General features: G+C 73.7%; 21 protein-coding genes. 9 read left to right on the top strand and 12 right to left on the bottom strand.

Annotated elements, in window-relative coordinates; all coding sequences use genetic code 11:
• Nucleotides 1-91: 91 nt before the first annotated feature.
• Both OG490_RS30410 and OG490_RS30405 read right to left on the bottom strand, forming a co-directional pair.
• A complete protein-coding gene (locus OG490_RS30410; RefSeq protein ID WP_330301130.1) occupies nt 92-1,324 on the bottom strand; it encodes an aminotransferase class I/II-fold pyridoxal phosphate-dependent enzyme in 1,233 nt (410 codons plus the stop codon).
• Between the two features lie 143 nt (nt 1,325-1,467).
• Nucleotides 1,468-2,067, bottom strand: coding sequence for a TIGR03086 family metal-binding protein (locus OG490_RS30405; RefSeq protein WP_330301129.1), 600 nt, complete (start codon nt 2,065-2,067; stop codon nt 1,468-1,470).
• A gap of 281 nt (nt 2,068-2,348) precedes the next feature.
• Here OG490_RS30405 and OG490_RS30400 point away from each other — a divergent pair, with 281 nt between their 5' ends.
• Entirely contained in the window at nt 2,349-3,185 is an 837-nt protein-coding gene (locus tag OG490_RS30400; protein ID WP_330299464.1) for a methyltransferase domain-containing protein, read from the top strand.
• Nucleotides 3,186-3,236: 51 nt separating this feature from the next.
• Here OG490_RS30400 and OG490_RS30395 read toward each other — a convergent pair whose 3' ends face one another.
• Together OG490_RS30395 and OG490_RS30390 are read right to left on the bottom strand one after the other, a co-directional pair.
• Nucleotides 3,237-4,055, bottom strand: coding sequence for an SGNH/GDSL hydrolase family protein (locus OG490_RS30395; RefSeq protein ID WP_330299463.1), 819 nt, complete (start codon nt 4,053-4,055; stop codon nt 3,237-3,239).
• A complete protein-coding gene (locus tag OG490_RS30390; RefSeq protein WP_330299462.1) occupies nt 4,042-4,611 on the bottom strand; it encodes a PadR family transcriptional regulator in 570 nt (189 codons plus the stop codon). Before OG490_RS30390 ends, OG490_RS30395 begins: the two co-directional genes overlap by 14 nt.
• Before the next feature lie 132 nt (nt 4,612-4,743).
• Between OG490_RS30390 and OG490_RS30385 the strand changes: the two genes are divergently transcribed.
• A complete protein-coding gene (locus OG490_RS30385) occupies nt 4,744-5,160 on the top strand; it encodes a nuclear transport factor 2 family protein (protein ID WP_330299461.1) in 417 nt (138 codons plus the stop codon).
• On the opposite strand, the gene OG490_RS30380 is transcribed toward OG490_RS30385, so the two are convergent.
• A complete protein-coding gene (locus OG490_RS30380) occupies nt 5,157-7,142 on the bottom strand; it encodes a DUF5107 domain-containing protein (RefSeq protein WP_330299460.1) in 1,986 nt (661 codons plus the stop codon). The two genes, OG490_RS30385 and OG490_RS30380, sit on opposite strands and share 4 nt — an antisense overlap.
• A 111-nt stretch (nt 7,143-7,253) precedes the next feature.
• Between OG490_RS30380 and OG490_RS30375 the strand changes: the two genes are divergently transcribed.
• Nucleotides 7,254-7,808 (top strand): DinB family protein, encoded by a 555-nt coding sequence (locus OG490_RS30375; protein ID WP_330299459.1) that lies wholly within the window; start codon nt 7,254-7,256, stop codon nt 7,806-7,808.
• 69 nt (nt 7,809-7,877) lie between these two features.
• On the opposite strand, the gene OG490_RS30370 is transcribed toward OG490_RS30375, so the two are convergent.
• The gene (locus OG490_RS30370) at nt 7,878-8,777 is read right to left on the bottom strand and encodes an arginase family protein (protein ID WP_330299458.1); all 900 of its coding nucleotides are present in this window, start codon (nt 8,775-8,777) and stop codon (nt 7,878-7,880) included.
• A 4-nt stretch (nt 8,778-8,781) separates the two neighbouring features.
• Entirely contained in the window at nt 8,782-9,357 is a 576-nt protein-coding gene (locus tag OG490_RS30365; protein ID WP_330299457.1) for a GNAT family N-acetyltransferase, read from the bottom strand.
• Between the two features lie 34 nt (nt 9,358-9,391).
• Here OG490_RS30365 and OG490_RS30360 point away from each other — a divergent pair, with 34 nt between their 5' ends.
• Nucleotides 9,392-10,111 carry a hypothetical protein gene (locus OG490_RS30360; protein ID WP_330299456.1) on the top strand — a complete coding sequence of 240 codons (720 nt, stop codon included), beginning with the start codon at nt 9,392-9,394 and terminating at the stop codon, nt 10,109-10,111.
• A 19-nt stretch (nt 10,112-10,130) separates the two neighbouring features.
• Here OG490_RS30360 and OG490_RS30355 read toward each other — a convergent pair whose 3' ends face one another.
• The 4 genes from OG490_RS30355 to OG490_RS30340 form a co-directional block, all read right to left on the bottom strand.
• Nucleotides 10,131-12,116: a dipeptidyl-peptidase 5 gene (locus tag OG490_RS30355; protein ID WP_330299455.1), complete on the bottom strand. Its 1,986-nt coding sequence runs from the start codon at nt 12,114-12,116 to the stop codon at nt 10,131-10,133.
• Nucleotides 12,116-13,459 (bottom strand): M20/M25/M40 family metallo-hydrolase, encoded by a 1,344-nt coding sequence (locus OG490_RS30350; protein ID WP_330301128.1) that lies wholly within the window; start codon nt 13,457-13,459, stop codon nt 12,116-12,118. The genes OG490_RS30355 and OG490_RS30350 overlap by 1 nt, the downstream gene beginning before the upstream one ends.
• A 49-nt stretch (nt 13,460-13,508) precedes the next feature.
• Nucleotides 13,509-14,342, bottom strand: coding sequence for a M55 family metallopeptidase (locus OG490_RS30345; protein ID WP_330299454.1), 834 nt, complete (start codon nt 14,340-14,342; stop codon nt 13,509-13,511).
• Between the two features lie 178 nt (nt 14,343-14,520).
• Nucleotides 14,521-14,964 carry an SRPBCC family protein gene (locus tag OG490_RS30340; protein ID WP_330299453.1) on the bottom strand — a complete coding sequence of 148 codons (444 nt, stop codon included), beginning with the start codon at nt 14,962-14,964 and terminating at the stop codon, nt 14,521-14,523.
• Nucleotides 14,965-15,217: 253 nt separating this feature from the next.
• On the opposite strand from OG490_RS30340, the gene OG490_RS30335 reads away from it, so the two are divergent.
• From OG490_RS30335 to OG490_RS30325, 3 genes are all read left to right on the top strand, one after another.
• Nucleotides 15,218-16,279, top strand: a complete 1,062-nt coding sequence (locus OG490_RS30335) for an Rv2578c family radical SAM protein (RefSeq protein WP_330299452.1) — start codon at nt 15,218-15,220, stop codon at nt 16,277-16,279.
• A 135-nt stretch (nt 16,280-16,414) separates the two neighbouring features.
• A complete protein-coding gene (locus OG490_RS30330; protein ID WP_330299451.1) occupies nt 16,415-17,992 on the top strand; it encodes an alpha/beta hydrolase in 1,578 nt (525 codons plus the stop codon).
• 58 nt (nt 17,993-18,050) lie between these two features.
• Nucleotides 18,051-18,578 (top strand): RidA family protein, encoded by a 528-nt coding sequence (locus OG490_RS30325; RefSeq protein WP_330299450.1) that lies wholly within the window; start codon nt 18,051-18,053, stop codon nt 18,576-18,578.
• On the opposite strand, the gene OG490_RS30320 is transcribed toward OG490_RS30325, so the two are convergent.
• Nucleotides 18,571-19,128: a HEAT repeat domain-containing protein gene (locus OG490_RS30320; protein ID WP_330299449.1), complete on the bottom strand. Its 558-nt coding sequence runs from the start codon at nt 19,126-19,128 to the stop codon at nt 18,571-18,573. The genes OG490_RS30325 and OG490_RS30320 overlap by 8 nt on opposite strands.
• Before the next feature lie 415 nt (nt 19,129-19,543).
• On the opposite strand from OG490_RS30320, the gene OG490_RS30315 reads away from it, so the two are divergent.
• Entirely contained in the window at nt 19,544-21,379 is a 1,836-nt protein-coding gene (locus OG490_RS30315) for a 3-hydroxyacyl-CoA dehydrogenase family protein (protein ID WP_330299448.1), read from the top strand.
• Between the two features lie 166 nt (nt 21,380-21,545).
• Nucleotides 21,546-22,394 carry a TetR family transcriptional regulator gene (locus OG490_RS30310; RefSeq protein ID WP_330299447.1) on the top strand — a complete coding sequence of 283 codons (849 nt, stop codon included), beginning with the start codon at nt 21,546-21,548 and terminating at the stop codon, nt 22,392-22,394.
• Nucleotides 22,395-22,810 lie beyond the last annotated feature (416 nt).

Here is a 22,810-nt window from a genome sequence, read left to right as displayed (position 1 = left end):
CGGCGGGTGCCGGACAGCCAGGTCGTCTCTTTCGGCCCAGGTCGGACAGGCCAGGTCGGACGGCCCACCCGGATGGCTCGGTCGGAACGGCTCAGTCGGACAGTCCCGCCAGGACCGACCGGAGCCGGTCGAGCGAGCCCCGCACGTGGTCCAGTTCCAGGGGGTCGGTCGCGGTCAGCGCGGCGAGCCGCTCCTGCGGGGTGGCGCCCAGCAGCGGACCGGTCGACAGCCGGACGCGCAGGGCGACGGGTTCGTCCGCGAACCGCTGCCCGCCGGGGGTCGGCGCGCCGAGTCGCCCGCCCAGCCAGTCCTCCAGTTCCATCGCGTCGCCCACGCCCTGGCGGGCGAGCCCGGCGCGCAGCGGAGTCAGGTCGGCGTACAGGTGCCGGCCGGCCTGCGGGGGCCGGGCGAGCGCCCCGACGGCCAGCAGTTCCCGGTGCGCGGCGGCGGCCACCGCCCCGTGCAGGGCGGCTGCCGCGGCGGCGCGGCCGGCCACGGGGGCGGGTTCGTCGAGGGCGTGCGCGGCGGCTCCGGCGACGGGGCCGGCCACGAAGGCGCCGGTCGCGGTGAGCACGTCGAGGCTGCGGGCCCGCAGCCAGGTGCCGCGCGGGGTGCCGGGGAAGCGGACGACGGCGGCGGGCCAGCCGGCGGGCAGCAGTGCGCCGGAGAGGTCGAGGAGGACCGCCACTTCGTCGGGCAGCATCTCGGCGGGGCTGAGCACCACCATGTCGTGCGGCCGGTGGACCGGCCGGTGGACGGTGTCGCGCCAGGTCTCGTCGCTGACGACGAACAGCCCGGCCGACGCGGCGGCCTCACAGGCCTCCCGCAGCAGTTCGGGCGGGGGCACGGTGGCCGTCGGGTCGTCGGCGACGGAGAGCAGCAGGATGCGCGGGTCGCCGCCCTCGGCGCGCACCCGCCGCACGGTCTCCAGCAGTGCGTACGGGTCCGGTACGCCGCCGCATTCGGCCGGGGTCGGCACGTGGTAGGCCCGCCGTCCCAGCAGCCGGACCTGTGGAGTCCACCAGGCGGGACAGGGGCGGGGCAGCATGACGTCCCCGCCGTACGCGCCGAGCAGCGCGAGCAGCAGGGCGGGGGCGCCGGGTCCGGCGGCCACGTTGTCGGGGTCGGTGGGCAGTCCGCGCCGCCCCCAGTGCCGGGCCGCGGCGGACCGTACGGGCACTCCCCCGCCCGGGGGCTCGGGTGCGGAGCGCCAGGCGGCTGCCGCGAGGACGGCGGTGAGCTCGGGCAGCACGGGCAGGCCCGGCTGCGGGGCGGGCGGTCCGTAGCGGACCGGGCCCCGGCCTTCGGCCGTCGTGCGCTGGATCCCCGACACCGCGCGCCACCTCTTCCTGCCGTACCCGCGCTCGCCAACCATGCCTTTATACGGTTATTCGCCCCGCCCCGCCCGTTATGGCCGCCGGGCCGGGAAGCCACGGAACGGGCTGGCCCAGCCGCACCCGTCCGGGATCAGCCGTCCCTCCCGAGCAGCCCGAGCAGTCGGGTCTGGGCGTTGGCGCCCTGCGGCACCTCCAGCGGCGCGGCGAACATGCCGCTGGCGGCCAGCCCGTCCGCGTAGGGCATGACCTCCTTGATGGCGAACTCGACGAGACCGTCGGGCAGCCGGTCGTCGGCGCCGATGGCCCGGGAGAGGTCCCAGGCGTGCACGGCGCAGTCGACGGTGAGTTCGGAGCAGTACGCCGACCCGAGCGCGGGTCCGTAGGACAGCCGGACGGTGCGGTCCAGGGCGCCGGGGGTGTTGAAGGCGGCGTGCGCGGCGACCGAGGCCCGGTCCCAGGCGTCGACCGGGTCGGTGCCGAGGACGTCGCCGGAGAAGGCGTCGGCGAGCTCCTCGACGGTGCGGCCCTCGGCGACCAGCGGCGGGATCCACAGCTGTTCGGCGGTGACGTGGTTGACCAGATCGCGCACGCTCCACTCGGTACAGGGCGTCGGCGCGTCCCACTGGTTGTCCGCGACGGCGCGCACCCGCTCCCCGAAGAGGCGCAGGGCCTGTGCGTGCCGGTCGAGAGGTGAGTCCGGTACGCGCGGGTCCACCGCCTGCGGCACCATCGGCGAGCCCGCCGCCTGCGGGTCCGCCGTCCGTGAGCCCGCTGCCTGTGAGCCCGCTGCCTGCGGGTCCGGTACTTGGTCCGGCATGACGCTCACCGTCCTTCGCCAGGGTCGCCCCCTCCCCCGGGTTCACTCTCCTCGCACCCGCCACACTCTGCCACCGACCCGCCCAACCCCCTTGGCACGCAAGGATGTCGTCCACATGTCAATACACGTATCTCATATCCCGAACTGATCCTTTACGGTGGCAGCATCGCTTCGACGACGAAGGAGACCCGGCCATGAACGCCGCGCAGTCCACCAACGCCCCGCACGAGACCGCCGTCTACACCCACGGACACCACGAGTCGGTGCTGCGTTCGCACCGCTGGCGCACGGCGCAGAACTCGGCCGCGTACCTGATCGGCGAGGTGCGTCCGGGCATGTCCGTCCTGGACGTGGGCTGCGGTCCGGGCACCATCTCGGCGGACCTGGCGGAGCTGGTGGGGCCGCAGGGCCGGGTCACGGCGGTGGACGCCGCGCAGGACGTGATCGAGCAGGCCGCCGCGTACGCGCAGGAGCGCGGCCTGACCAACATCGGGTTCGCCACGGCCGATGTCCACGCGCTGGACTTCCCCGACGATTCCTTCGACGTGGTCCACGCCCACCAGGTGCTGCAGCACGTCGGGGATCCGGTCCAGGCCCTGCGCGAGATGCGCCGCGTGTGCCGGCCGGGCGGGATCGTGGCCGTGCGGGACGCGGACTACGCGGCGATGACCTGGTACCCGCAGACCCCGGGGCTGGAGGAGTGGCTGGACCTGTACCGGCGGGTGGCCCGCGCCAACGGCGGCGAGCCGGACGCCGGACGCCGCCTGCGCTCATGGGCGCGGGCGGCGGGCTTCACGGACGTGACCTGCACGGCGACGTCCTGGTGCTATGCGACCCCGGACGAGGCCGCATGGTGGTCCGCACTGTGGGCGGACCGTACGAACACCTCGGCCTACGCCGGCATCGCGACCGGCGGCGGGCACGCGACCGAGGCGGAGCTGGCGGCCATCGCGGACGCCTGGCACACCTGGGGTGCCTCCCCGGACGCCTGGTTCTCGGTCCTGAACGGCGAGATCATCGCCCGCGCCTGACCCCCGCGGGCCTACGTGGCTGCGCGGCCACGTGGCTGCGCGGCCGCCTCGTTACGCGCCCACGGAGCCGTCCGCGGAGTCCCGTACGGGCAGCAGCGCGGGCCGTTTGGCCGTGCGCCCGTCTCCGGAGGAGCGCCCGCGCAGCCGGCGTCCGATCCACGGCCCGAGGAACCCGACGGCCCACCGCACCTCCCCGACCGCCCCGCGCAGCCCCTTCGGCCCGAGCGGCGGCGGGCCGGGCAGCGGACGGGTCCAGGAGTCGTCGCTGCCCGGCAGCTCCAGCGACCGGGCGAGCCCGGCGGCGATCCGCGCGTGCCCGAGCGGAGAGGCGTGCAGCCGGTCGAAGCTCCACATCCGCGGGTCGGCCGTGGCGGGGTGGGAGCCGAAGTCGGCGAGGGCGACCCCGTGCCGCTCGGCGGCCTGCCGGACCCGGTGGTTGAGCGCGATGAGCCGCGGGGACAGGCCCCTGGCGAGCGGGATCAGCCGGGTGAGGTCGGGGAAGGTGACGGTGGCGACCCGGGCACCCTGCGCGGTGAGCGCGGCGAACATCGCCTCCAGGTCTCCCGCCACCTCGTCGGCGTCGAACCCGGGCCGCAGGAGGTCGTTGACCCCGGCGACGACGGTGGCCAGGTCGGGGCGGAGCGCGAGGGCCGGGGCGAGCTGCTCCGCTCGGACGGCGCCCGCGAGGCGTCCCCGTACGGCCAGGTTGGCGTAGCGGACCTCCGGGTCGAGCCGGGCCGCCATCAGCTCGGCGAGCCGGTCGGCGAATCCGCGCAGCCCGGTGGCGTCGTCCCCGTCGCCGACGCCTTCGGTCTGGCTGTCGCCGAGAGCCACGTACCGCAGGGGGTGGCTCCGCTCATCGCTCGGCACGCGGTGCCCGCCTCTCGCTCAGAATCTTGGTGGTGCGCTCGTACCAGGCGCGGTTGGCCCGCTCGAACTCCAGGCCGCGCAGGCAGGTGAGGTAGGGGCCGATCCGCTCGCCGTGGCGCAGGAACTCCTCCTCGGCGCGCTCGCCCCGCATCTTGAGCAGCAGGGAGTCGAACATCTCGATCTTGGTGTCGGCGAAGGCGATCCGCTCCGCGAGCTGCGCGATCAGCGACTCGGTGTCGACGTAGCCGGCGGCCTGGATCTTCACGAGCAGGTCGTCGCGGATGAAGGCGTGCTTGGTGTCGGCGGCCGCGAAGCGTTCCAGCTCGGCCATTCCCGCGGCGGTGACCTGGAAGAGGCGCTTGTTGGGGCGGCTCTCCTGGACGACCTCCCGGCCCGCGATGAGCCCTTCGCCCTCCAGCTTGGACAGCTCGGCGTAGACCTGCTGGGGCAGCGCCTGCCAGAAGTTGGCCACGCCCATCCCGAAGGATTTGGCCAGCTGGTAGCCGCTCAGCTCCTCGTCGAGCAGGGCCGCGAGCACGGCGTGTCGCAGGGCCAACGGTCCGCCTCCTCATGTCCGTCCACCGATGCCTGACCACCGGTGTCTGTTCACCGGTGTCTGTTCACCGGGGCGGGACTCATGATAGTCAAGAATCTGACTAATCACATCGTTGACTATCCAGGAGAGTTCATGAGCACCGTGGACCGTTTCCGCGCCGCCGTCGACCACCGCGACCTCACCGCCCTGGAGGCCCTGTTCACCGAGGACGTCCGGCTCTACAGCCCCGTGAAGTTCACGCCCTTCGAGGGCAGGAAGATGGTGATGGGCCTCTTCGGAGTCCTCATCCGCACCTTCGAGGACCTCCGCTACGTCGGCCGGTTCGAGGGCAGCGTGGAAGCCGCCGGCGACGGGGCCGAGGGCCCGGCGGCGGTCCTGGCCTTCCGGGCCACCGTGAACGGCAAGCAGATCAACGGCATCGACATGCTGCACCTCGACGCCGAAGACATGATCAAGGAGATCACCGTGATGGTCCGCCCGCAGTCGGCGGTCCAGGCCCTCGGCGAAGCGGTGCTCGCGGGCCTGGTCGCCGACGGGCTGGTGGCCTAGCCCTTCCAGCCCTGGTGCTCCGGCGGGCGCATCCGGAAGTTGTACGGGCGCGGCAGCGGGCGGTCCGTGAGCGCGGACCAGACCTCCGAGAGGATCTCCTCGCCCTCGCGGAGGTCGGGGAGTTCGAACCCCTCCTCGAAGACCCGCCGGGCCGCGCCCACATGGCCCTCGGCCGCCAGCAGCCGGGCCGCCGCGAGCCGGAAGCGCCCCTCGTCGCGCAGGGCGGGCCGCAGCCGGTCCCACACCGCGCGGGCCTGCGGGAGCAGCCCCGCCGCCAGGAGGGCGGTGAGGGCCTCCCGGCCCAGCGCCGATTCGGCGGCCAGCCAGCCCTCGCCGCCCCGGCTCTCCTGAGCCAGGTCCTCGAAGGCCTCGGCGTACCAGCGGGCCGCCCGCGCCCGGTCCCCGGCCAGGCCGTCGGCGACCGCCAGGCACCTCAGCAGCGGCCACCGCGAGGGGGCCAGCGCCAGCCCGCGCTCCCAGCTGCGTACCGCCTGGGCGATGTCCCCGGCGTGCCACTGCGCGACCCCGAGGTGGTACTCGGTCAGCGGGTCCGCCCGGGCCGTCTCCAGCATGTCCCGCCAGTGCGGGGCGACCAGGCTCGGGCCGGGCGGCGCCACCCGGCGCGGCGCGGGGAACACCCCGCTGCGCCAGAGCTCCAGCCACGGCTCCTGCTCCTCGCCGAGCGTGTCCTCGGGGAAGGGGGTGCCGGGCAGCTTGTACCCGCCGCACCGCACCTCCAGGGCGCCCCAGCCGGAGCCGGCCGCCAGCCGCTCCCCCGGCTCGGTGTCGGCGCACCCGCGCCACGCCTCGTAGGCCGCGTCCACGGCCGCCCCGGGGAGCGCGGCCTCCAGGGCCGCCCCGGCCGCGCCCCGAGCCGCCGCCCAGTCGTCCCCGTGCACGGCGGCCGGGTCCGCTGACAGCGCCCCGTAGGCCTCCAGCCAGCTGAACTCGGCCCCGGCCTCCAGCCGTACGTGCTCCAGCTGGGTCCGGGCCAGCCCGGCCTGGATCTCCGCGTACCCGGTCGTGCCCGGCTCGGTCAGCCACTCCTGCCAGCGCCGGCCGCCCTCGCCCGCGCCCCAGACGAAGAGCTTGCGGCCGCGCAGCCGGTCCGTCGAGGTCTGTACGAGGCCCCGCCCGTCCCCGTCGAGGGAGGCGATCCAGGGCCGGGCCCCGGTCTCGACCTCGTAGAAGAAGTCGGCGGGGTACTCGCTGCGCAGCGGGTACGTGCGGTCGGCGCCCTCCCAGGCCGGTACGGGGATGCGCCGCAGGGAGCGCTCGTACCCGAAGTGCCAGGCCTGGTCGGCCGGGGCCAGGACCCGGGTGTCCGGGCCCTCGGGCACGGCGATGTTGGACCACCAGTAGACGGGGGCGGGCCGCTCGTGCGGGTTGCGCAGGCGGACCCCGACGTAGAGGAACTCCGACTCCTCGGGCAGCCACAGGTCCACCTGGAACGGCAGGTCGCGCAGCCGCTCCCATTCCCACAGCCGCACCATCACGCCCCCGTCGGGCGCCGGGACCAGGGCGGCGTGCAGCGGGGCGCAGGAGAGGGTGGTGTGGCCGGTGGCGCCGATGTTCCACTCGATGCCACCGGAGAACCAGGCGCCGTTGAGGGCGAAGTTCGCGGGCTGGAACACTGGGTTGCGGTAGAGCAGTTCGCGTCCGGAGGGCAGGTGCACGAGCGAGTGGATCCGGCCGCCGAGTCCGGGCAGGACGGTGACGCGCAGATGTGCGTTCTCGATGACGATCGTCTCGATGTCCCGCTCCGCGCGCCGCCGTTGGTAGCCGTCCCGGATCCGGACGGGCAGCAGCGAGCGCAGCGGCTCGTACCCGATCTGGCGGGCCATGTCGCGCGGCAGGCCCTCGCGCGCCCGCTCGTCGAGCACGTGCACCTCGTCGAAGGCGCGCAGGGCGGGCAGCGGGTTCTCGGGACCCAGGGGTGCGGCGGGGAGGGTGAGTACGGAGCGGCTGACGGTGGTGGCCATGGGGAAATGGAACACGCCGCGGCGGCCGGTGCACAGGGATTCGGCGCATCACCACCGGTCAGGATTACGCAAAGCCCTTCCGGGTGCGGACCGTTGATCGACAATGGGCGCATGAGCGAACGCAGCAGAAGGGCCGAGTTCTTCGGCGGGGCCGAGTCCGAGAGCGAGTTCAGGGGACGCCCCACCACCGGTGACGAGCGCGTGATGCTCACCGCGATGCTGGGCGCACAGCGTGCGACGCTGGAGCTCAAGTGTGCCGGTCTGGACGAGGAATTGGCCGTCCGGTCGGTGGAGCCGTCCACGCTGTCACTGCTCGGGCTGGTGCGCCACCTCGCGGACATGGAACGCCGCTGGTTCCGGCAGGTGCTGGCCGGCCAGGAGGTCGTGGCCCGCTTCTCCTCGGCGGAGGATCCCGACGGGGACTTCGACGGAGCCGCGGCCCGGCCCGCGGTGGTCGAGGGCGCCTGGGAGGCGTGGCGGGCGGAGGTGGCCTTCGCCGAGCGGTTCGCGGCGCAGGCACCCGACCTGGAGGTGTCGGGGAAGGACGGGTGGCTGGGCGAGGTCTCGCTGCGCTGGGTACTGATCCACATGATCGAGGAGTACGCGCGCCACAACGGCCACGCGGACCTGTTGCGCGAGCGCATCGACGGCGCGATCGGGGTCTGACCGCGGGGGCGCCGGCCGGGGACGGCCGGACGGGCGTCCCCGGCCCCGGCCTCGGCCGCGGCCCCGGCGTTACGCGAAAGCCCCCGCCACCAGGTCCGCGAGCAGTGCGCCCGCGCGGCCTTCGGGGTCCAGGTCCGGGTCGTAGATCGTGACGTTGAGTCCGACGCAGCGCGGTGAACTGATCAACACCCCGAGCAGCTCGGCGAGTTCGTCCGGGATCAGCCCGCCGGGGTCCGGGCTGTCGACGGCCGGCATCACCGACGGGTCGAGTACGTCGGCGTCCAGGTGGACCCAGAACCCGGCCGTGGCCGGGGGCTGCAGCCCGGTCAGGGCCGTCCGCGCCACCGGCCCGGCGCCCCGGTCGCGGATCGCGCCGACGGTGGCGGCGAAGATCCCGGCGGCGCGCAGCTCGGGGAGGTCGGGGTCGCCGTCGCGCAGCCCGAAGAGCCGTACGTCCTCGTCGCGCAGGTAGGGCGCGAGGCCCTCCAGGTTCGCGAGTGCGGCCTGGCCGCGCCCGGTGGCCAGGGCCAGCTCCTCGCCGGCCGCGGCCCCGACGGGCCCGTTGACGGCCTCGTTGCCGGGGTGGCGGAAGTCCGCGGAGCCGTCGATGGCGGCCATCCCGTACCGCCCGAGGCGGCGCATGGCGAGCGAGGCGCCCAGCTGGATGGAGCAGTCGCCGCCGAGGACCACGGGGAACTCCCCGGACCGCAGGTGGGCCTCGATCCGGTCGGCGAGGGTGACGGTGTACGCGGCGAGGGGCCCGGCGTGGAAGACCCCGTCCCCCTCCTTCCACTCCCCGCGGTCGTAGCGCGGCGGGACGACCACCCCGCCCTCGCGCGCGCCGAGCCGGGCCAGCAGGCCCTGTTCGCGCAGGGCCCCGGCCAGCTTGTACACGCCGGGTACGGTGCCCGGCGCGGGAGGCCGGAGACCGAGGTTGGACGGTGCGTCGAGGAGTACGAGGGTTCGCATGGACTCATCCTGTGCGATGCGGGGCCCGGGGACGAGGCATTTCGGCCGTGATCGCCCAGCGTTCGTGGTCCCGCCAGGCGCCGTCGACGTGGAGGAAGTCCGCGGAGAGGCCTTCCAGCCGGAAGCCGCGGCCGCGCACCAGGGCGATCGAGGCGGTGTTTCCCGGCTGGATGTTGGCCTCCAGGCGGTGCAGGCCGAGGCCGTCCGCCGCGAAGGCGCGGCCGAGTACCAGGTCGAGGGCTTCGCCGAGCAGCCCGCGGCCCGCCGCGTGCGCGAAGGCCCCGTAGCCCAGGGCGCCGCACTGGAAGGCGCCCCGAACGATGTTGTTGATGTTGACGAAGCCGGCGATGGCGCCGGTCTCCCGCTCGCAGACGAGGAACCCGGCCTTGGCCTTCGCCGCGCCCTCGATCAGCGGGGCCGCGTACGGCTCGTACTCCTCGACCGTGGCGGGCGGGCACAGCCAGGGGTGATGGAGCCGCCGGCTCTCGCGCACGCGGGCGGTGAACTCCGCTCCGTCCGCGAGCCGGAAGGGGCGCAGCCCCACCCGGGGGCCCTCGGCGAGGTAAGGGAAATCGACCACGCCCCCAGGGTAGGTGCATGGCACCATCACCGTTGTGATCAACGAAGAGAACGACGGAATCCGCCTGCTGGCAGCCCTGAACAACGCGGAGTGGTGCGACGCCGTGTGCCGCGCGCACGGGCTGGAGAGCTCGCTCGGCGAGGGCGTCTGGATCAGCCCGCGGCGGACTCCGCCCTACTACCCCGACGCGGTGACCCTCAGCACGGAGACCTCCGAGGAGACGGTCCTGACCTGGATCGACACCGATGCACCGGGCTCTTCGGTGAAGGACAGCTTCGCCGTCCTGGACCTGGCTCCGGACGGCTTCGAGGTCCTCTTCGACGCCCAGTGGATCCACCGCCCGGCCGCGGCCCCGGCCCCGGCACCCTCGCCCTTGCTCGACTGGACCCGGGTCGACTCGGCCGCAGAGCTGGAGGCCTGGGAGGCCGCCTGGGACGGGGAGGAGAGCACCGGCCTGTTCCGCCCGGCGCTCCTCACCTCCGGGATCGCCTTCCTCGCCGGCCGGGATCCGGACGGGCGGATCCGCGCCGGCGCCGTCGCCAACCGCACGGGCGAAGTGGTGGGCCTCTCCAACGTGTTCACCGCCGACGGCACCCCGGACGACGCCGCCTGGAGCGGCTCCCTCGCCTCGATCGCCGGGCTGTGGCCGGGCCTGGCCGTCGTCGGCTACGAGTCCGGTGACGACCTCGGCACCGCGGTCCGGCACGGCTTCCGCCCGGTCGGCCCGCTGCGCGTCTGGCTGCGCACCGGCTAGGCCGTCGCGGGCCCGGGGCTCACGGCTCCAGGACCAGCCTCGGCACGTCCGTCCGCTCGATGCCGAACACCTGACTGTACAGCGACAGTTCCGACTCCAGGGCCCGGACCATGGACTCCGCGCGCCGGAAGCCGTGGCCCTCGCCCTCGAAGGTCACGTAGGCGTGCGGCACCGAGCGGCCGCGCATCGCGTCGAGCAGCCGCTGGGCCTGCGCGGGCGGGCAGACCGGGTCCTCCAGGCCCTGGAGGAGGACGAACGGCGCGGTGATCCGGTCGGCGAGGGCCACCGGGGAGCGTTCGCGGCTGATCCTCTCGAGGGTCCGCGGCGGGCCGGCGAGACCGTCGAGGTAGCGGGACTCCAGGTCGTGCGTCTCCTCGGCGAAACCGCACAGGTCCAGCACGGGGTAGATCACCGCCGCGCAGGCGTAGAGGCCGGTGGAGGCCAGTGAGGCCGCCGCCGTCCAGCCGCCCGCGCTGCCGCCGCGGATCGCGAGCCGGTCGGGGTCCGCGGTGCCCTCCGCGGCCAGACCGCGGGCCACGGCCGCGCAGTCCTCCACGTCGACCACGCCCCACTGTTCGCGCAGCCGCTCCCGGTAGGCGCGTCCGTAGCCGGTGGATCCGCCGTAGTTGACCTCGACGACGCCGATGCCGCGCGAGGTGAAGTAGGCGATGTTCAGGTCGAGTACGGGCGGCACGTGGTCGGTGGGGCCACCGTGCGCCCACACCACGTACGGGGGGAGCTCCCGGGCCCGGGCCCGCAGCTCCGGATGGTGCGGCGGGTAGACGTGGGCGTGGATCTGCCGGCCGCCCCGGCCGTGGAAGGTCCGGCTCTGCGGCTCCGGGTAGTACGCCGGGTCCACCGGATCCGCCCTCCCGCCGCCCACCACCCTGGCGTGCCCGGTGGCGGTGTCCAGCTCCACCACCTCGTACGCGCTGCGCGGGCTGGCCGCGACCCCGTAGACCCGGCTTCCGAGGACGGCGAGCGTGGGCTGCCAGGCCGTCCACGGACCGGCCGCGTCGACCAGGTCTCCGCTCTCCGGGTCGAGTACGCCCAGCACCGAGGAGCCCTGGCCGTGCAGCACGGCGACGAGCCCGCCGGGGAGCGCGGCGATCCAGCGCAGTCCGGGCTTCCACAGCGGCCCGCCGAACTCCTCTTCCCGGGGGCACAGGTTGACGGCGCCGCCCGTGTCGGGGTCCACCCGGTAGGGGTTCCACCAGCCGCCCCGGTCGCTCACCGCGAGGAGGGTCCCGTCACTGGCCCACTCGACCTGCGCGACGGCCTCCTCGGGTCCGCCGAGTACGGTACGGGGCTGCGCGAGCCGCCCGTCCGCGGTGACCTCGGCGAGCCTCAACTCGGTGCCGTCCCAGGGCATCCGGGGGTGGTCCCACACCAGCCAGGCGGCCTGCCGCCCGTCCGGGGAGATCCGCGGGCCGGTGGTGAACCGGTACCCGTCGTCGGTCAGCTCCCGCACCCGGGAGCGGTCCTCGGCGGCCGATCCGTCCAGCGGTACGGCGGCCAGGACCCGGCGCACATCGGTCGGCCCGGGTCCGGTGAACTCTTCGAGCACGCACCAGACTTCGCCGCCGCGCAGCACAGGGTCGGCCCAGCGCAGCCCGCCGCCGACCGCCGAGACGGGGGTCAGCGGGCGCGGGCCGGGGCTGGCGGACCTGTCGGGTTCGTACGCGTACAGCCGCTGGTCGGTGAAGTGCGAGAACACCACCAGCGGTCCGCCCGTGGGGCGTTCGGTGCCCGCCCAGGGCCGGCCCCCGTACTCGGTGACCCGGCTGCGCGCGTTCCACGGCGCGGGCAGCACGGAGACGGGGTGGCCGCCGTCGGCCGACCGCCGGACCAGCGCGCGGCGGCCGCCCTCGGCCGGCCGGGGCTCGGTCCACCACACCTCGGAGCCCACCGTGCCGACGTACTCGGGCCGCCCGTCGAGGGAGGCGGCGAGCGCGGCGTCGATGGGCGAGGGCCAGCTGCCGTAGGGAGCGGTGCGGAGCTCCATCAGAGGGTGCGCAGCGCGTGGTCGAGGACGCGCACACCGAAGTGCAGGGCGTCGACGGGGACCCGCTCGTCCACTCCGTGGAAGAGGGACCAGTAGTCGAAGCCGGGCGGCAGTTTCAGCGGGGAGAAGCCGTAGCCGGTGATGCCGAGGCGGGAGAACTGCTTGGCGTCGGTGCCGCCCGCCATGCAGAAGGGCACCACGTGCCCCTCGGGGTCGAACCGCTCCACGGACTCGCGCAGAATCGCGTAGGTCCGCCCGTCCACGGGGGCTTCGAGGGCCACCTCGCGGTGGTGGAAGTCCCAGCGCACGTCGGGGCCGGTGAGCTCGTCGAGGGTGGCGATGAACTCGGCCTCGCCGCCGGGCAGCATCCGGCCGTCCACGAAGCCGGTGGCCGTGCCGGGAATGACGTTGAGCTTGTAACCGGCGCTGAGCATGGTGGGGTTGGCGCTGTTGCGGACAGTCGCCTCGACGAGGCCCGAGGCCGGGCCGAGCTCGCGCAGGACGGCGTCGAGGTCGAAGCCGGGGGCCCGCGGATCCACCGACAGCCCCTGGAGGGCGGACAGTTCGGTGATGCAGGCGACGACCGTGTCGGTGAGGCGGACCGGCCATCTGTGCTCCCCGATCCGGGCCACGGCGGCGGCGAGCCGACTGACGGCATTGGCCCGGTTGGGCTTGGAGCCGTGCCCGGCGGTGCCGGTGGCCGTCAACTTCAGCCAGGCGGTCCCGCGTTCACCGGCGGCGATCGGGTAGAGGGGGGGCCGTCCGGGTCCGGGGTGCACGGTGAAGGCACCCGATTCGCCAATGCCCTCGGTACAGCCTTCGAAGAGTTCCGGATGCCGGTCGGCGAGGAAGCCGGCTCCGTCGATCGCACTGTCCTCCTCGTCGGCGGTGTAGGCGATCACGATGTCCCGGCGCGGCTTGCAGTCCAGCCCCCGCTCGGCGGCCCGCGCCCAGGCCCGTACGACGGCCAGCACCATCGCGTCCATGTTCTTCATGTCCACGGCGCCGCGGCCCCAGACCACCCCGTCGCGGATCTCGCCGGAGAAGGGGTCCACTCTCCAGTCGGCGGCCTCGGCGGGGACCACGTCGAGGTGGCCGTGGACCAGGAGGGCGGGGGCTGTGCGGTCGGTCCCCTCGATCCGGGCCACCACGTTGCTGCGGCCCGGGGTGCGCTCCAGGATCACCGGCTCGATTCCGGCGGCCGCCAGCCGCTCGGCGACGTACTCGGCGGCCGGCCGCTCCCGGCAGTCGCCGCCGCCCCGGTTGGTGGTGTCGATGCGGATCAGGCCGGAGGTGAACTCCACGGCCTCGTCGAGCGCCGTCCGGTCCACCGGGGAGTCCATCCGGTCCACCGGGGAGTCCAGGACCGCGCCGGGGTTGGGGTCGGACATGTCAGCCATACTGCTCCTCCACCGCTGCCGAGACGATCGTCGTGACCGCCTTGAAGGTCCGGATCCCCTCATACATGGTCGCGCTGGTGTACGCGACCTTGCGCATCCCCGACCGCGCGACGCCGGGCACCACCGTGGCGGCCATCGCCAGGTGCTCCGCGTCGAACTCCACCTCGACCGTGAAGGGGCCGCCGCGCACGGGTTCGTGACGGACCGCCAGGGCCGCGGCCGCCTTGGCGGCGGCCCGGATGTCGGCGGCCGTGCGGGCGGGGGTGCGGCAGACGGCGGCGTAGCGCGAGACGTGGTCCTTGACGGCGACGGTCACCGCGTCGGGGGCGTATCCCGCGGCGTCCACGCAGGTCAGGTCGTCTCCCGTGACGAGCACGACGGGGACCCCGTACTCGGCGACGACGTGCGCGTTGAGCACGCCTTCGCTGGCCCGGATCCCGTTCAGCCAGACCCCGGTGATGGAGTTGGCGAGGTAGGTGTGGGCGAGGACCCCTTCGGCTCCGGCTCCGGTGTGGTAGCCGACGAAGGCGATGCCGTCGACGTCCCCGTGCTGGACGCCCTCGACCATGGAGAGGGATTTGTGGCGGCCGGTGAGCATCTCGACGCGTGCGTCGAGGCGCTCCAGCAGCAGGTTGCGCATGGTCCAGTGGGCCTCGTTGACGAGGACCTGGTCTGCGCCGCCGTCGTAGAAGCCGAGTACGGCGGCGTTCACGTCGGAGGTGAACATCGTCCGGCAGCGTTCCCACTGCGGCGTCCCGGGCAGCACGTCGGCGGGCCAGGTGACGCCGGTGGCGCCTTCCATGTCGGCGGAGATGAGGATCTTCATCGGGCCCCCGGGCGGTCGGTAGCGCTCAGACCCCCACCCTAACCGCCCGGCCCCACAGGACCCCGGGGCCACGCCCGTGGGCGCGCCGGACCGCGCGGCCGCGGGCCGGCGCGTCCGGTTCACCCGATCCGGTGAGGCCTGGACCTTCCCTTCCCCGCCTCACCGGCAACGGCGTTGCTCAGCCCTGGACTTCGGCGGCCAGGTTGGCGAGGAAGGTGTCGTAGATACGGGCCAGGCCCTTGGGGGCGAAGGTGCGCTCGAAGAAGCCGCCGATGCCGCCGGCGCCGTTCCACACGGTGGTGACCACGGCCTTGGACTGGCCCTCGCCGGCCGGGGTGACGGTCCACGTGGTGACCATGGAGGAGTTGCGGTCCTTCTCCACGAGCTGGCCGTCGGTGGGCTCGCTGACCTCGAGCAGGCAGTCGCGCACGCGCTTGCTGGTGGCCTGGAGCTTCCAGTGGACGAGGGTGCCCTCGCCGTCGCCGCCCTCGCGCACCTCGTACTCGCTGAAGTGCTCGGGCAGCAGCTTCCCCCGGGTACCGGTGTAGTCGGCCAGCGCGTCGAACACGGTCTCCGCGTCCGCCGTGATGATGCGCTCCGTGGTGGCCTCGACCTGCGCCATGGGTGCTCCTCCAACAGTGGTGATTCCAAGCGTGGTGATCTCGTCGCGGCAAGCCAACCACCTCAGGGGCGGGCGCCCAAATCCGGGTGGGAAGGGACGGCGAGCCCAGACCCGACGGGACGGCGGGCCCGGACCGGACGGGACGGCGGACCTGGACCGGACGGGACGGCGGACCCGGACCCGAAAGCCGTCCCGCACGATCATGGGAACGTTTGTTCTATTCTCGGGAGCGAGCCACCTAGGGAGCCGCACCATGCGCTGGGACAGCCTGAGCAACGAACCCCCCGAGGACGGGGACGAGGGGAGCCGGACCGCCGGGCCCGCCGCGCTCTTCGGCGCCGCCGCCGTCGTCACCCGCACCTTCGACACCCCCGAGTTCCGCGGGATCACCTTCCACGAGGTGCGCGCCCGCTCGATCCTCAACCGGGTCCCCGGGGCCTCGCGGATGCCGTTCGAATGGACCGTGAACCCCTACCGGGGGTGCAGCCACGCCTGCGTCTACTGCTTCGCGCGCAAGACCCACAGCTATCTCGACCTCGACACCGGCATCGGTTTCGATTCCCAGATCGTCGTCAAGACCAACGCCCCCGAGCTCCTGCGCCGCGAGCTCGCCGCCCGTCGCTGGACCGGCGCGCACATCGCGATGGGCACCAACGTGGATTGCTATCAGCGCGCGGAGGGCCGTTATCGCCTCATGCCCGGGATCATCGGGGCGCTGCGCGACCACGCCAACCCCTTCTCCATCCTCACCAAGGGCACGCTGATCCTGCGCGACCTCCCCCTCCTCCAGGAGGCCGCCGCCGTCGCCGACGTCGGGATCTCCGTCTCCGTCGGCTTCACCGACACCGCCCTGTGGCGGACGGTCGAACCCGGCACCCCCTCCCCCGCCGCCCGGCTGCACGCCGTGCGCACCCTGACCGACGCGGGCATCGAGTGCGGGGTCCTGATGGCCCCGGTGATCCCCTTCCTCGGGGACTCCCCGGAGCAGCTGCGGGACACCGTCCGGGCCGTCGCGGAATCGGGCGCGACCTCCGTGACACCCCTGGTACTCCATCTGCGGCCCGGGGCCCGCGAGTGGTTCACGGCCTGGCTGGGCGAGCACCACCCCCACCTGGTCGAGCGGTACGAGCGGATGTACGCGGGCGGCTCGTACGCGCCCACCTGGTACCAGCGCATGATCACCCGGCAAGTCCACGAGCTCGCCGCCGAATTCGGCATCGGTCCGGGCGGCAGCGGGCGGGACCGCGGGACCCTCCTGCCGGAGCGGCCCGCCGAGCCCGCGCCCGCCGGACCCACCCAGCTGAGCCTGCTCTGAGGCCGCGCACGCGCGCCCGTACGACCGTACGACCGACTGAAGGGTCATCACATCGGGCCAATAGGCCGCCCAATCCCCCTTTCCGGGCGCGGGTTCCGGGACGATTCCGCCCAGAACCCTCGGCTGGGAGGCCCCATGAGCCCCGTGAACCGTCCGCCCCTGAAGAAGCGCGCCGCCGTCCTGCTGGCGGTCACCACCGTCGCCGCCGCCCTCGCGACCCCGATGACGGCCGCCGCGCCCGCCGCGCCCGCACCCGCGCCGGCTCCCCTGAAGTGGTCCAACTGCGCCACGTCCCGCTACCCGACGCTCCAGTGCGCCTCCCTCAAGGTCCCCCTCGACCACGACCGGCCGGACGGCCGGCAGATCTCCCTCGCCCTGACCCGGGTCCCCCACACCGCCGCCCGCTCCCAGGGCCCGCTGCTGGTCAATCCGGGCGGCCCCGGCGGCAGCGGCCGCACCCTGGCCGGCTACATCGCCTCCGCGCTGCCCAAGGACGTCGCCGGCCAGTACGACGTGATCGGCTTCGACCCCCGGGGCGTCGGCAAGAGCGAGCCCGTCCTGGACTGCGGCGCCGGGCACTTCACCCCCGTGCGGCCCGACTCCGTCCCCCTGGACGAGGAGACCGAGCGCGCCAACCTGGAGCGGGTGAAGTCCTTCGCCGAGTCCTGCCAGACCAAGCACGCGGACGTGCTCCCGTTCATCGGCACGGTTTCGGCGGCCCGGGACCTCGAGGTGCTGCGGGGCGCCCTGCGCGCCGACAAGCTCAGCTACTTCGGCTACTCCTACGGGACCTACCTGGGCGCGGTCTACGCCAAGCTGCACCCCGACCGCATCCACCGCCTGGTCCTGGACTCCGTCGTCGACCCGGCCGGGGTCTGGTACGAGGACAACCTCGCCCAGGACCAGGCCTTCGACGCCCGCCACAAGTCCTTCCTGGCATGGGTGGCCCGGTACGACTCCACCTACCACCTGGGCACCGACCCGGCGGAGGTCGAGGCCCGCTGGTACGAGATGCGCTCGGCGCTGCGCACCACCCCGGCGGGGGCCAAGGTGGGTCCGGCCGAGCTGGAGGACACCTTCATGCCGGGCGGCTACTTCAACGGCTACTGGCCGCACCTGGCCGCGGCGTTCTCCTCGTACTCCGTGGACAACGACCCGAAGCCGCTGGTGGCGGCGTACGAACGGTTCGGCGCGGTGGAGCCCTCCGCGGGCAACAGCTACAGCGTCTACACGGCCGTGCAGTGCCGGGACTCGGCGTGGCCCAAGGACTGGAACACCTGGCGCGCCGACATGTGGCGCACACACGCCAAGGCGCCCTTCATGACCTGGAACAACGCCTGGTACAACGCCCCGTGCGCGTTCTGGCCGACCGAGCCGCTGCAGGCCCCGGACGTCACCAACACCGCCCTCCCGCAGGCGCTCCTCTTCCAGGCGACCGAGGACGCGGCGACCCCCTACGAGGGGGCGGTGAGCATGCGGCGCAAGCTCGCGGGCTCCGCGCTGGTGGTCGAGCAGGGCGGCGGCAACCACGGGATCGCGCTCAGTGGCAACAAGTGCCTGGACGAGAAGCTGGCTTCGTACCTGCTGACGGGCAAGGCCGCGGACGCCAGCTGCCCCGCCCAGCCGGCCCCCAAGCCGCTCCCCGCGACCCGCGCGGTCCCGCCGTCGGCGGGCGGCGCGGCGCTGCACGGCCTGCTGGGCTTCCGGGGCTGAACGACGGGCACGGGCGGATGGGCCACGGCCGTTGGCCCGTTCGGGCACAATCGCGCCCATGACCACCAGTAGCAGCAGCCACCTCACCCGCGTCTCCGAGCCGGAGGGCGTCGCCCCGGGCACCGGATACAGCCACGTCGTCTGGGGCACCGGGCGGTTCGTCGCCGTCTCCGGGCAGTGCGCCTTCGACGAGAAGGGCGAGGTGGTCGGCGAGGGCGACGCCGCCGCCCAGGCCCGGCAGGTGTTCGAGAACCTGCGCCGGTGCCTGGCCGCGGCCGGGGCGACCTTCGACGACGTGGTGAAGCTGACGTACTTCGTCACGGACGTCGCCCACCTCCCCGCGGTCCGCGCGGCCCGTGACGAGGTGATCGCGGCGGACCGCCTCCCGGCCTCCTCGGCGGTCCAGGTGGCGGCGCTGTTCCGGCCCGAACTGCTCCTGGAGATCGAGGCCTTCGCGATCCTCCCGGAGCCGAAGCGGGCCGAGACCGCGACCGGGTCCCAGTCCGAGGCCGAGTCCGGGACCGGATTCAGGACCGGCCCCGGCGCCGGGTTCGGAACCGGCTTCAAGACCGGGTTCGCTAGCTGATCTCCAGCCGCCGCAGGGCCGCGGTCGCCGCCACCGCCAGCCGGGGGTGCGACTGGGCCCGTACGAGGACCTCGTGGGCGCGCCGATCCGCCAGCGCGCCCAGCCCCTCCACGCAGGCCAGCGCCACCCGCCAGTACGGGTCGTTCGGCGCGAGCAGCCGCGACAGGGTGCTCATCAGCGCCGGGGCGGATTCGGGGGCGCGCAGCGCGGCCAGCAGCCGGACCGGGTGCAGGGCGTAGGCCGTGCGCAGTTCGTTGGTCGCCAGGGCTGCCGCCGCGCGGGCGGTGCGCGGGTCCCCGAGGACGGCCAGTGCCTGCGCCGCGGCTTCGCAGCGCGGCGGGTCCCGGTGGTTGAGCAGCAGGACCAGGGCTTCGAAGGCCCGCCGGTCCCCGGCCAGGCCCAGTCGGTACGCGGCCAGTTCCCGGGCCCACAGCGGCCGGCCGGCCTCGGACAGGGAGGCCGCCAGCTCGTCGGGGTCCGAAGCGACCAGTTCGGCGTACTCCGGGGCCCCGGCCGATTCCGCCCGCAGGCGCTCCAACACGTCGTTCACCCGGCCACCCTAGGGGGCCGCGGCGGCCCGTACGCGCGGTTCCTTGAGGGCCGGTTGATCGATGATCGATGATCGGTACATTTGAGCGGCGCAGGTCACATGTGCGCACTCTGGCGGACGAGTTACCGGAGGGTTACTGTCCCTACAACACGTACGAGGACGGCCTGGTGACGCAGCCACCTCGTACCAGTCGGTTCTGCACGACCTCCGCACCACCTCACGGCGTGACCCCGGGACAGGGCTCCGCCGCTTGTGCCCCACGGGCCGTTCCCCCTGGACACCCTCCTTCCGGAACCTCCCGGCCCGGGCTTCTCCGCACGGCCTTCCGTACGGCCTCCGCGCGCCCTGCGTGTCTTCCCGAGCGCCGCAGCGCCGCGCCCCCTCAGTCGTCACCCTCTTCCACTGGAGTCCCGCGATGGACCTTCCGTCCACGTCCAGTCAGTCCTCCTCCCCCTCCACCGAGCCCGCCCGGCCCGCCCTGCAGACCATCGCCGTCGTCGGCCTCGGCACCATGGGCACCGGCATCGCCGAGGTCCTCGCCCGGGCCGGCCGCGAGGTCATCGGCATCGAGATCAGCGACACCGCGGCCCGCCGCGCCACCGCGACCCTCGCCGCCGCCACCGCCCGCTCCGTGACCAAGGGGCTGCTCACCGAGCAGGAGCGCGAGGGCGTGCTCGCCCGTTTCCGCACCTTCTCCGAACTGGGCGCCGCCGCCGAAGCCGATCTCGTCATCGAGGTCGTCCCCGAGTCCTACGAGCTCAAGCAGCGGATCTTCCGCGAGCTCGACGCGATCGTGCGGCCCACGGCGATCCTGGCCACCGGCACCAACGCCCTGTCGGTGACGCGGATGGCCGCCGAGTCGCAGCGCCCCGAGCGCGTGGTCGGGCTGCACTTCTTCAACCCGGCCCCGGCGATGAAGCTGGTCGAGGTCGTCTCCAGCGTGCTGACGGCCCCGCCGGCCGTCGAGGCGGTCACGACGCTGGCCCGTGAGCTCGGCAAGGAGCCCGTCGCGGTCGGCGACCGCCCCGGCTTCGTCGCCGACGGCCTGCTGTTCGGCTACCTCAACCAGGCCGCCGCGATGTACGAGGCGAAGTACGCCTCCCGCGAGGACATCGACGCGGCGATGCGGCTGGGCTGCGGCCTGCCGATGGGCCCGCTCGCCCTGCTCGACCTGATCGGCGTGGACACCGCGCGCACCGTCCTGGAGGCCATGTACGCCGCCTCCGGCGACCGGCTGCACGCCCCGGCCCCGATCCTGGGCCACCTCGCCGAGGCGGGCCTGACCGGGCAGAAGTCCGGGCGCGGGTTCTACACGTACGAGTCCGCGGGCAGCCAGGTCATCGTCCGCGACCTGCAGACCCCGCCGGACGGCGACCTGGTCCGGGCCAGCCGCCCGGTCTCCACGGTCGGCGTGGCCGGTTCGGGCACCATGGCGAGCGGGATCGCGCAGGTCTTCGCGCAGGCCGGCTACTCCGTGGTGCTGGCGGCCCGCAGCCAGGAGAAGGCGGACGCGGCCAAGGCCGCCATCGCCAAGTCCCTGAGCCGCGCCGTGGACCGGGGCCGGCTGACCGCGGACGCGGCCGCGGCCACCGTGGGACGGATCACGGCTGCGGGTTCGCTGGAGGCCTTCGCCGAGGTGGATCTGGCCGTGGAGGCCGTCGCCGAGGACCTGGCGGTGAAGCAGGAGCTGTTCCAGAGCCTGGACAAGGTCTGCAAGCCGGGCGCGGTGCTGGCCACCACGACCTCCTCGCTGCCGGTGATCGCGATCGCCCGCGCCACCTCGCGGCCCGAGGACGTGATCGGGATGCACTTCTTCAACCCGGCTCCGGCGATGAAGCTGGTCGAGGTGGTCCGGACCGTCCTGACCGCCGACGACGTGCACGCCACGGTCCGCGGGATCTGCGCCAAGGTGCGCAAGCACCCGGTGGACTGCGGGGACCGCGCCGGTTTCATCGTGAACGCGCTGCTGTTCCCGTACCTCAACAACGCGATCAAGATGGTCGAGCAGCACTACGCCGGGATCGACGACATCGACGCGGCGATGAAGCTGGGCGCCGGCTACCCGATGGGGCCCTTCGAGCTCCTGGACGTGGTGGGCCTGGACGTGTCGCTGGCCATCGAGCAGGTCCTGCACAAGGAGTTCCGCGACCCGGGCCTGGCCCCGTCCCCGCTGCTGGAGCACCTCGTGGCGGCGGGCTGCCTGGGCCGGAAGACCGGCCGCGGATTCCGTGAGTACGCCCCCCGCCGGTAACCGGCGGCCGGCCCCTGAGCCGGATGCGTGGGGAGGGCTGCTCGGGTCTGCCGGACCCTCACGGCAGGCCGTACCTTCCGGGCCCAGTGCGGGCCCTCCCCCGCATCCACCCCTGTCCCAGCCCCCTCGGGAGCGCTCTCCGGCGCGGATGAAGTACTTTCGCTCTATGTCCCAGCCCGTCAAGACCTCGCCCCGCGCTTCCTCGGCCTCCGATGCCACGGAGAGCCCGGCCGGCACCAAGGCGGCCGCCCAGCGGCTCAAGATGCGCCGTGAGCTGGCGGCGGCCGCGATGGAGCTCTTCGCGACCAAGGGGTACGAGGCCACGACGGTCGACGAGATCGCCGCGACGGCCGGAGTGGCGCGCCGGACCTTCTTCCGGCACTTCCGCTCCAAGGAAGAGGCGATCTTCCCGGACCACGACGACACCCTGACCCGCGCCGAGGCCGTCCTCGACGTGGCCCCGGCGCACGAGCACCCGCTCGACACGGTGTGCCGGGGGATCAAGGAAGTCATGAAGATGTACGCCGCCTCGCCGGCGGTGTCGGTGGAGCGCTACCGGCTCACCCGCGAGGTGCCGGCGCTGCGGGAGCGGGAGATCGCCTCGGTGGCCCGGTACGAGCGGCTCTTCACCCGCTACCTGCTGGCCCACTTCGACGAGACCGACCACCACGACGGCAACGACGACCCGCTGCTGGCCGAGGTGGCCGCCTCCGCGGTGGTCACGGCCCACAACCACGTGCTGCGGCGCTGGCTGCGGGCGGGCGGCCAGGGGGACGTGGAGGCGCAGCTGGACCACGCCTTCTCGATCGTGCGCAAGACCTTCGGCACCGGGATCGGCGCGGGGCGCACGCTGGGCTCGGCCCAGCCGGCGCACGGTTCCGATTCCCCGGCCGCTCCGGCCCCGGCCGCGGCCTCGGTCCGTACGCAGGGCGAGGTGCTGGTCGCGGTGGCCCGTACGGACGCTCCGCTCGACGAGGTCATGCGGACGATCGAAGAGGCGCTCAAGCAGAGGTAGCAGAACACAGCAGTAACGCTCGTCACAGCGGCCGCTCCCGTTCCGGGGGGCGGCCGTTTCGTTTGTCCGGGTTGCCCCTACTCACGGGTAACTCTGATCGATCATCGCTCATCCGCGCAGGTCAATCGGCAAATGAGAGAAAGTTTTGGCACGCGGTGCCTTGCTGAGTGACACGGGGTGCCATACGTTGAATCTCGTCCGGATGTCCCCGCGGTCCAGCCCACTCGGCACGGACCGCGCCCCGGATGCCTGCGTCACCAGGCCCCCGCACAGCCCCACCACAGGCAACGCGCAGCAGCACCCCAGCCGAATCGACGGCGCCCCAGAACATCGCACGACACCGCTCGACCCCCCTCAGCTCCGCCGCTCCACACCACCCGTTTCCCTGAGCGCACCCTCATCAGCGCATGGCCGGA

It is taken from the genome of Streptomyces sp. NBC_00503, assembly GCF_036346895.1.
GTDB lineage: Bacteria > Actinomycetota > Actinomycetes > Streptomycetales > Streptomycetaceae > Streptomyces.
Note: the sequence above shows the minus strand (reverse complement) of the source record. Positions and strands in the feature narration are given on the sequence as shown.

Excerpts from the sequence above, each read along its gene's own strand:
- OG490_RS30405 (WP_330301129.1), bottom strand. The coding sequence starts at position 2,067 with ATGGTGCCGCAGGCGGTGGACCCGCGCGTACCGGACTCACCTCTCGAC.
- OG490_RS30400 (WP_330299464.1), top strand. The coding sequence starts at position 2,349 with ATGAACGCCGCGCAGTCCACCAACGCCCCGCACGAGACCGCCGTCTAC.
- OG490_RS30385 (WP_330299461.1), top strand. The coding sequence starts at position 4,744 with ATGAGCACCGTGGACCGTTTCCGCGCCGCCGTCGACCACCGCGACCTC.
- OG490_RS30380 (WP_330299460.1), bottom strand. The coding sequence starts at position 7,142 with ATGGCCACCACCGTCAGCCGCTCCGTACTCACCCTCCCCGCCGCACCC.
- OG490_RS30375 (WP_330299459.1), top strand. The coding sequence starts at position 7,254 with ATGAGCGAACGCAGCAGAAGGGCCGAGTTCTTCGGCGGGGCCGAGTCC.
- OG490_RS30370 (WP_330299458.1), bottom strand. The coding sequence starts at position 8,777 with ATGCGAACCCTCGTACTCCTCGACGCACCGTCCAACCTCGGTCTCCGG.
- OG490_RS30355 (WP_330299455.1), bottom strand. The coding sequence starts at position 12,116 with ATGGAGCTCCGCACCGCTCCCTACGGCAGCTGGCCCTCGCCCATCGAC.
- OG490_RS30350 (WP_330301128.1), bottom strand. The coding sequence starts at position 13,459 with ATGGACTCCCCGGTGGACCGGACGGCGCTCGACGAGGCCGTGGAGTTC.
- OG490_RS30345 (WP_330299454.1), bottom strand. The coding sequence starts at position 14,342 with ATGAAGATCCTCATCTCCGCCGACATGGAAGGCGCCACCGGCGTCACC.
- OG490_RS30340 (WP_330299453.1), bottom strand. The coding sequence starts at position 14,964 with ATGGCGCAGGTCGAGGCCACCACGGAGCGCATCATCACGGCGGACGCG.
- OG490_RS30335 (WP_330299452.1), top strand. The coding sequence starts at position 15,218 with ATGCGCTGGGACAGCCTGAGCAACGAACCCCCCGAGGACGGGGACGAG.
- OG490_RS30330 (WP_330299451.1), top strand. The coding sequence starts at position 16,415 with ATGAGCCCCGTGAACCGTCCGCCCCTGAAGAAGCGCGCCGCCGTCCTG.
- OG490_RS30325 (WP_330299450.1), top strand. The coding sequence starts at position 18,051 with ATGACCACCAGTAGCAGCAGCCACCTCACCCGCGTCTCCGAGCCGGAG.
- OG490_RS30315 (WP_330299448.1), top strand. The coding sequence starts at position 19,544 with ATGGACCTTCCGTCCACGTCCAGTCAGTCCTCCTCCCCCTCCACCGAG.
- OG490_RS30310 (WP_330299447.1), top strand. The coding sequence starts at position 21,546 with ATGTCCCAGCCCGTCAAGACCTCGCCCCGCGCTTCCTCGGCCTCCGAT.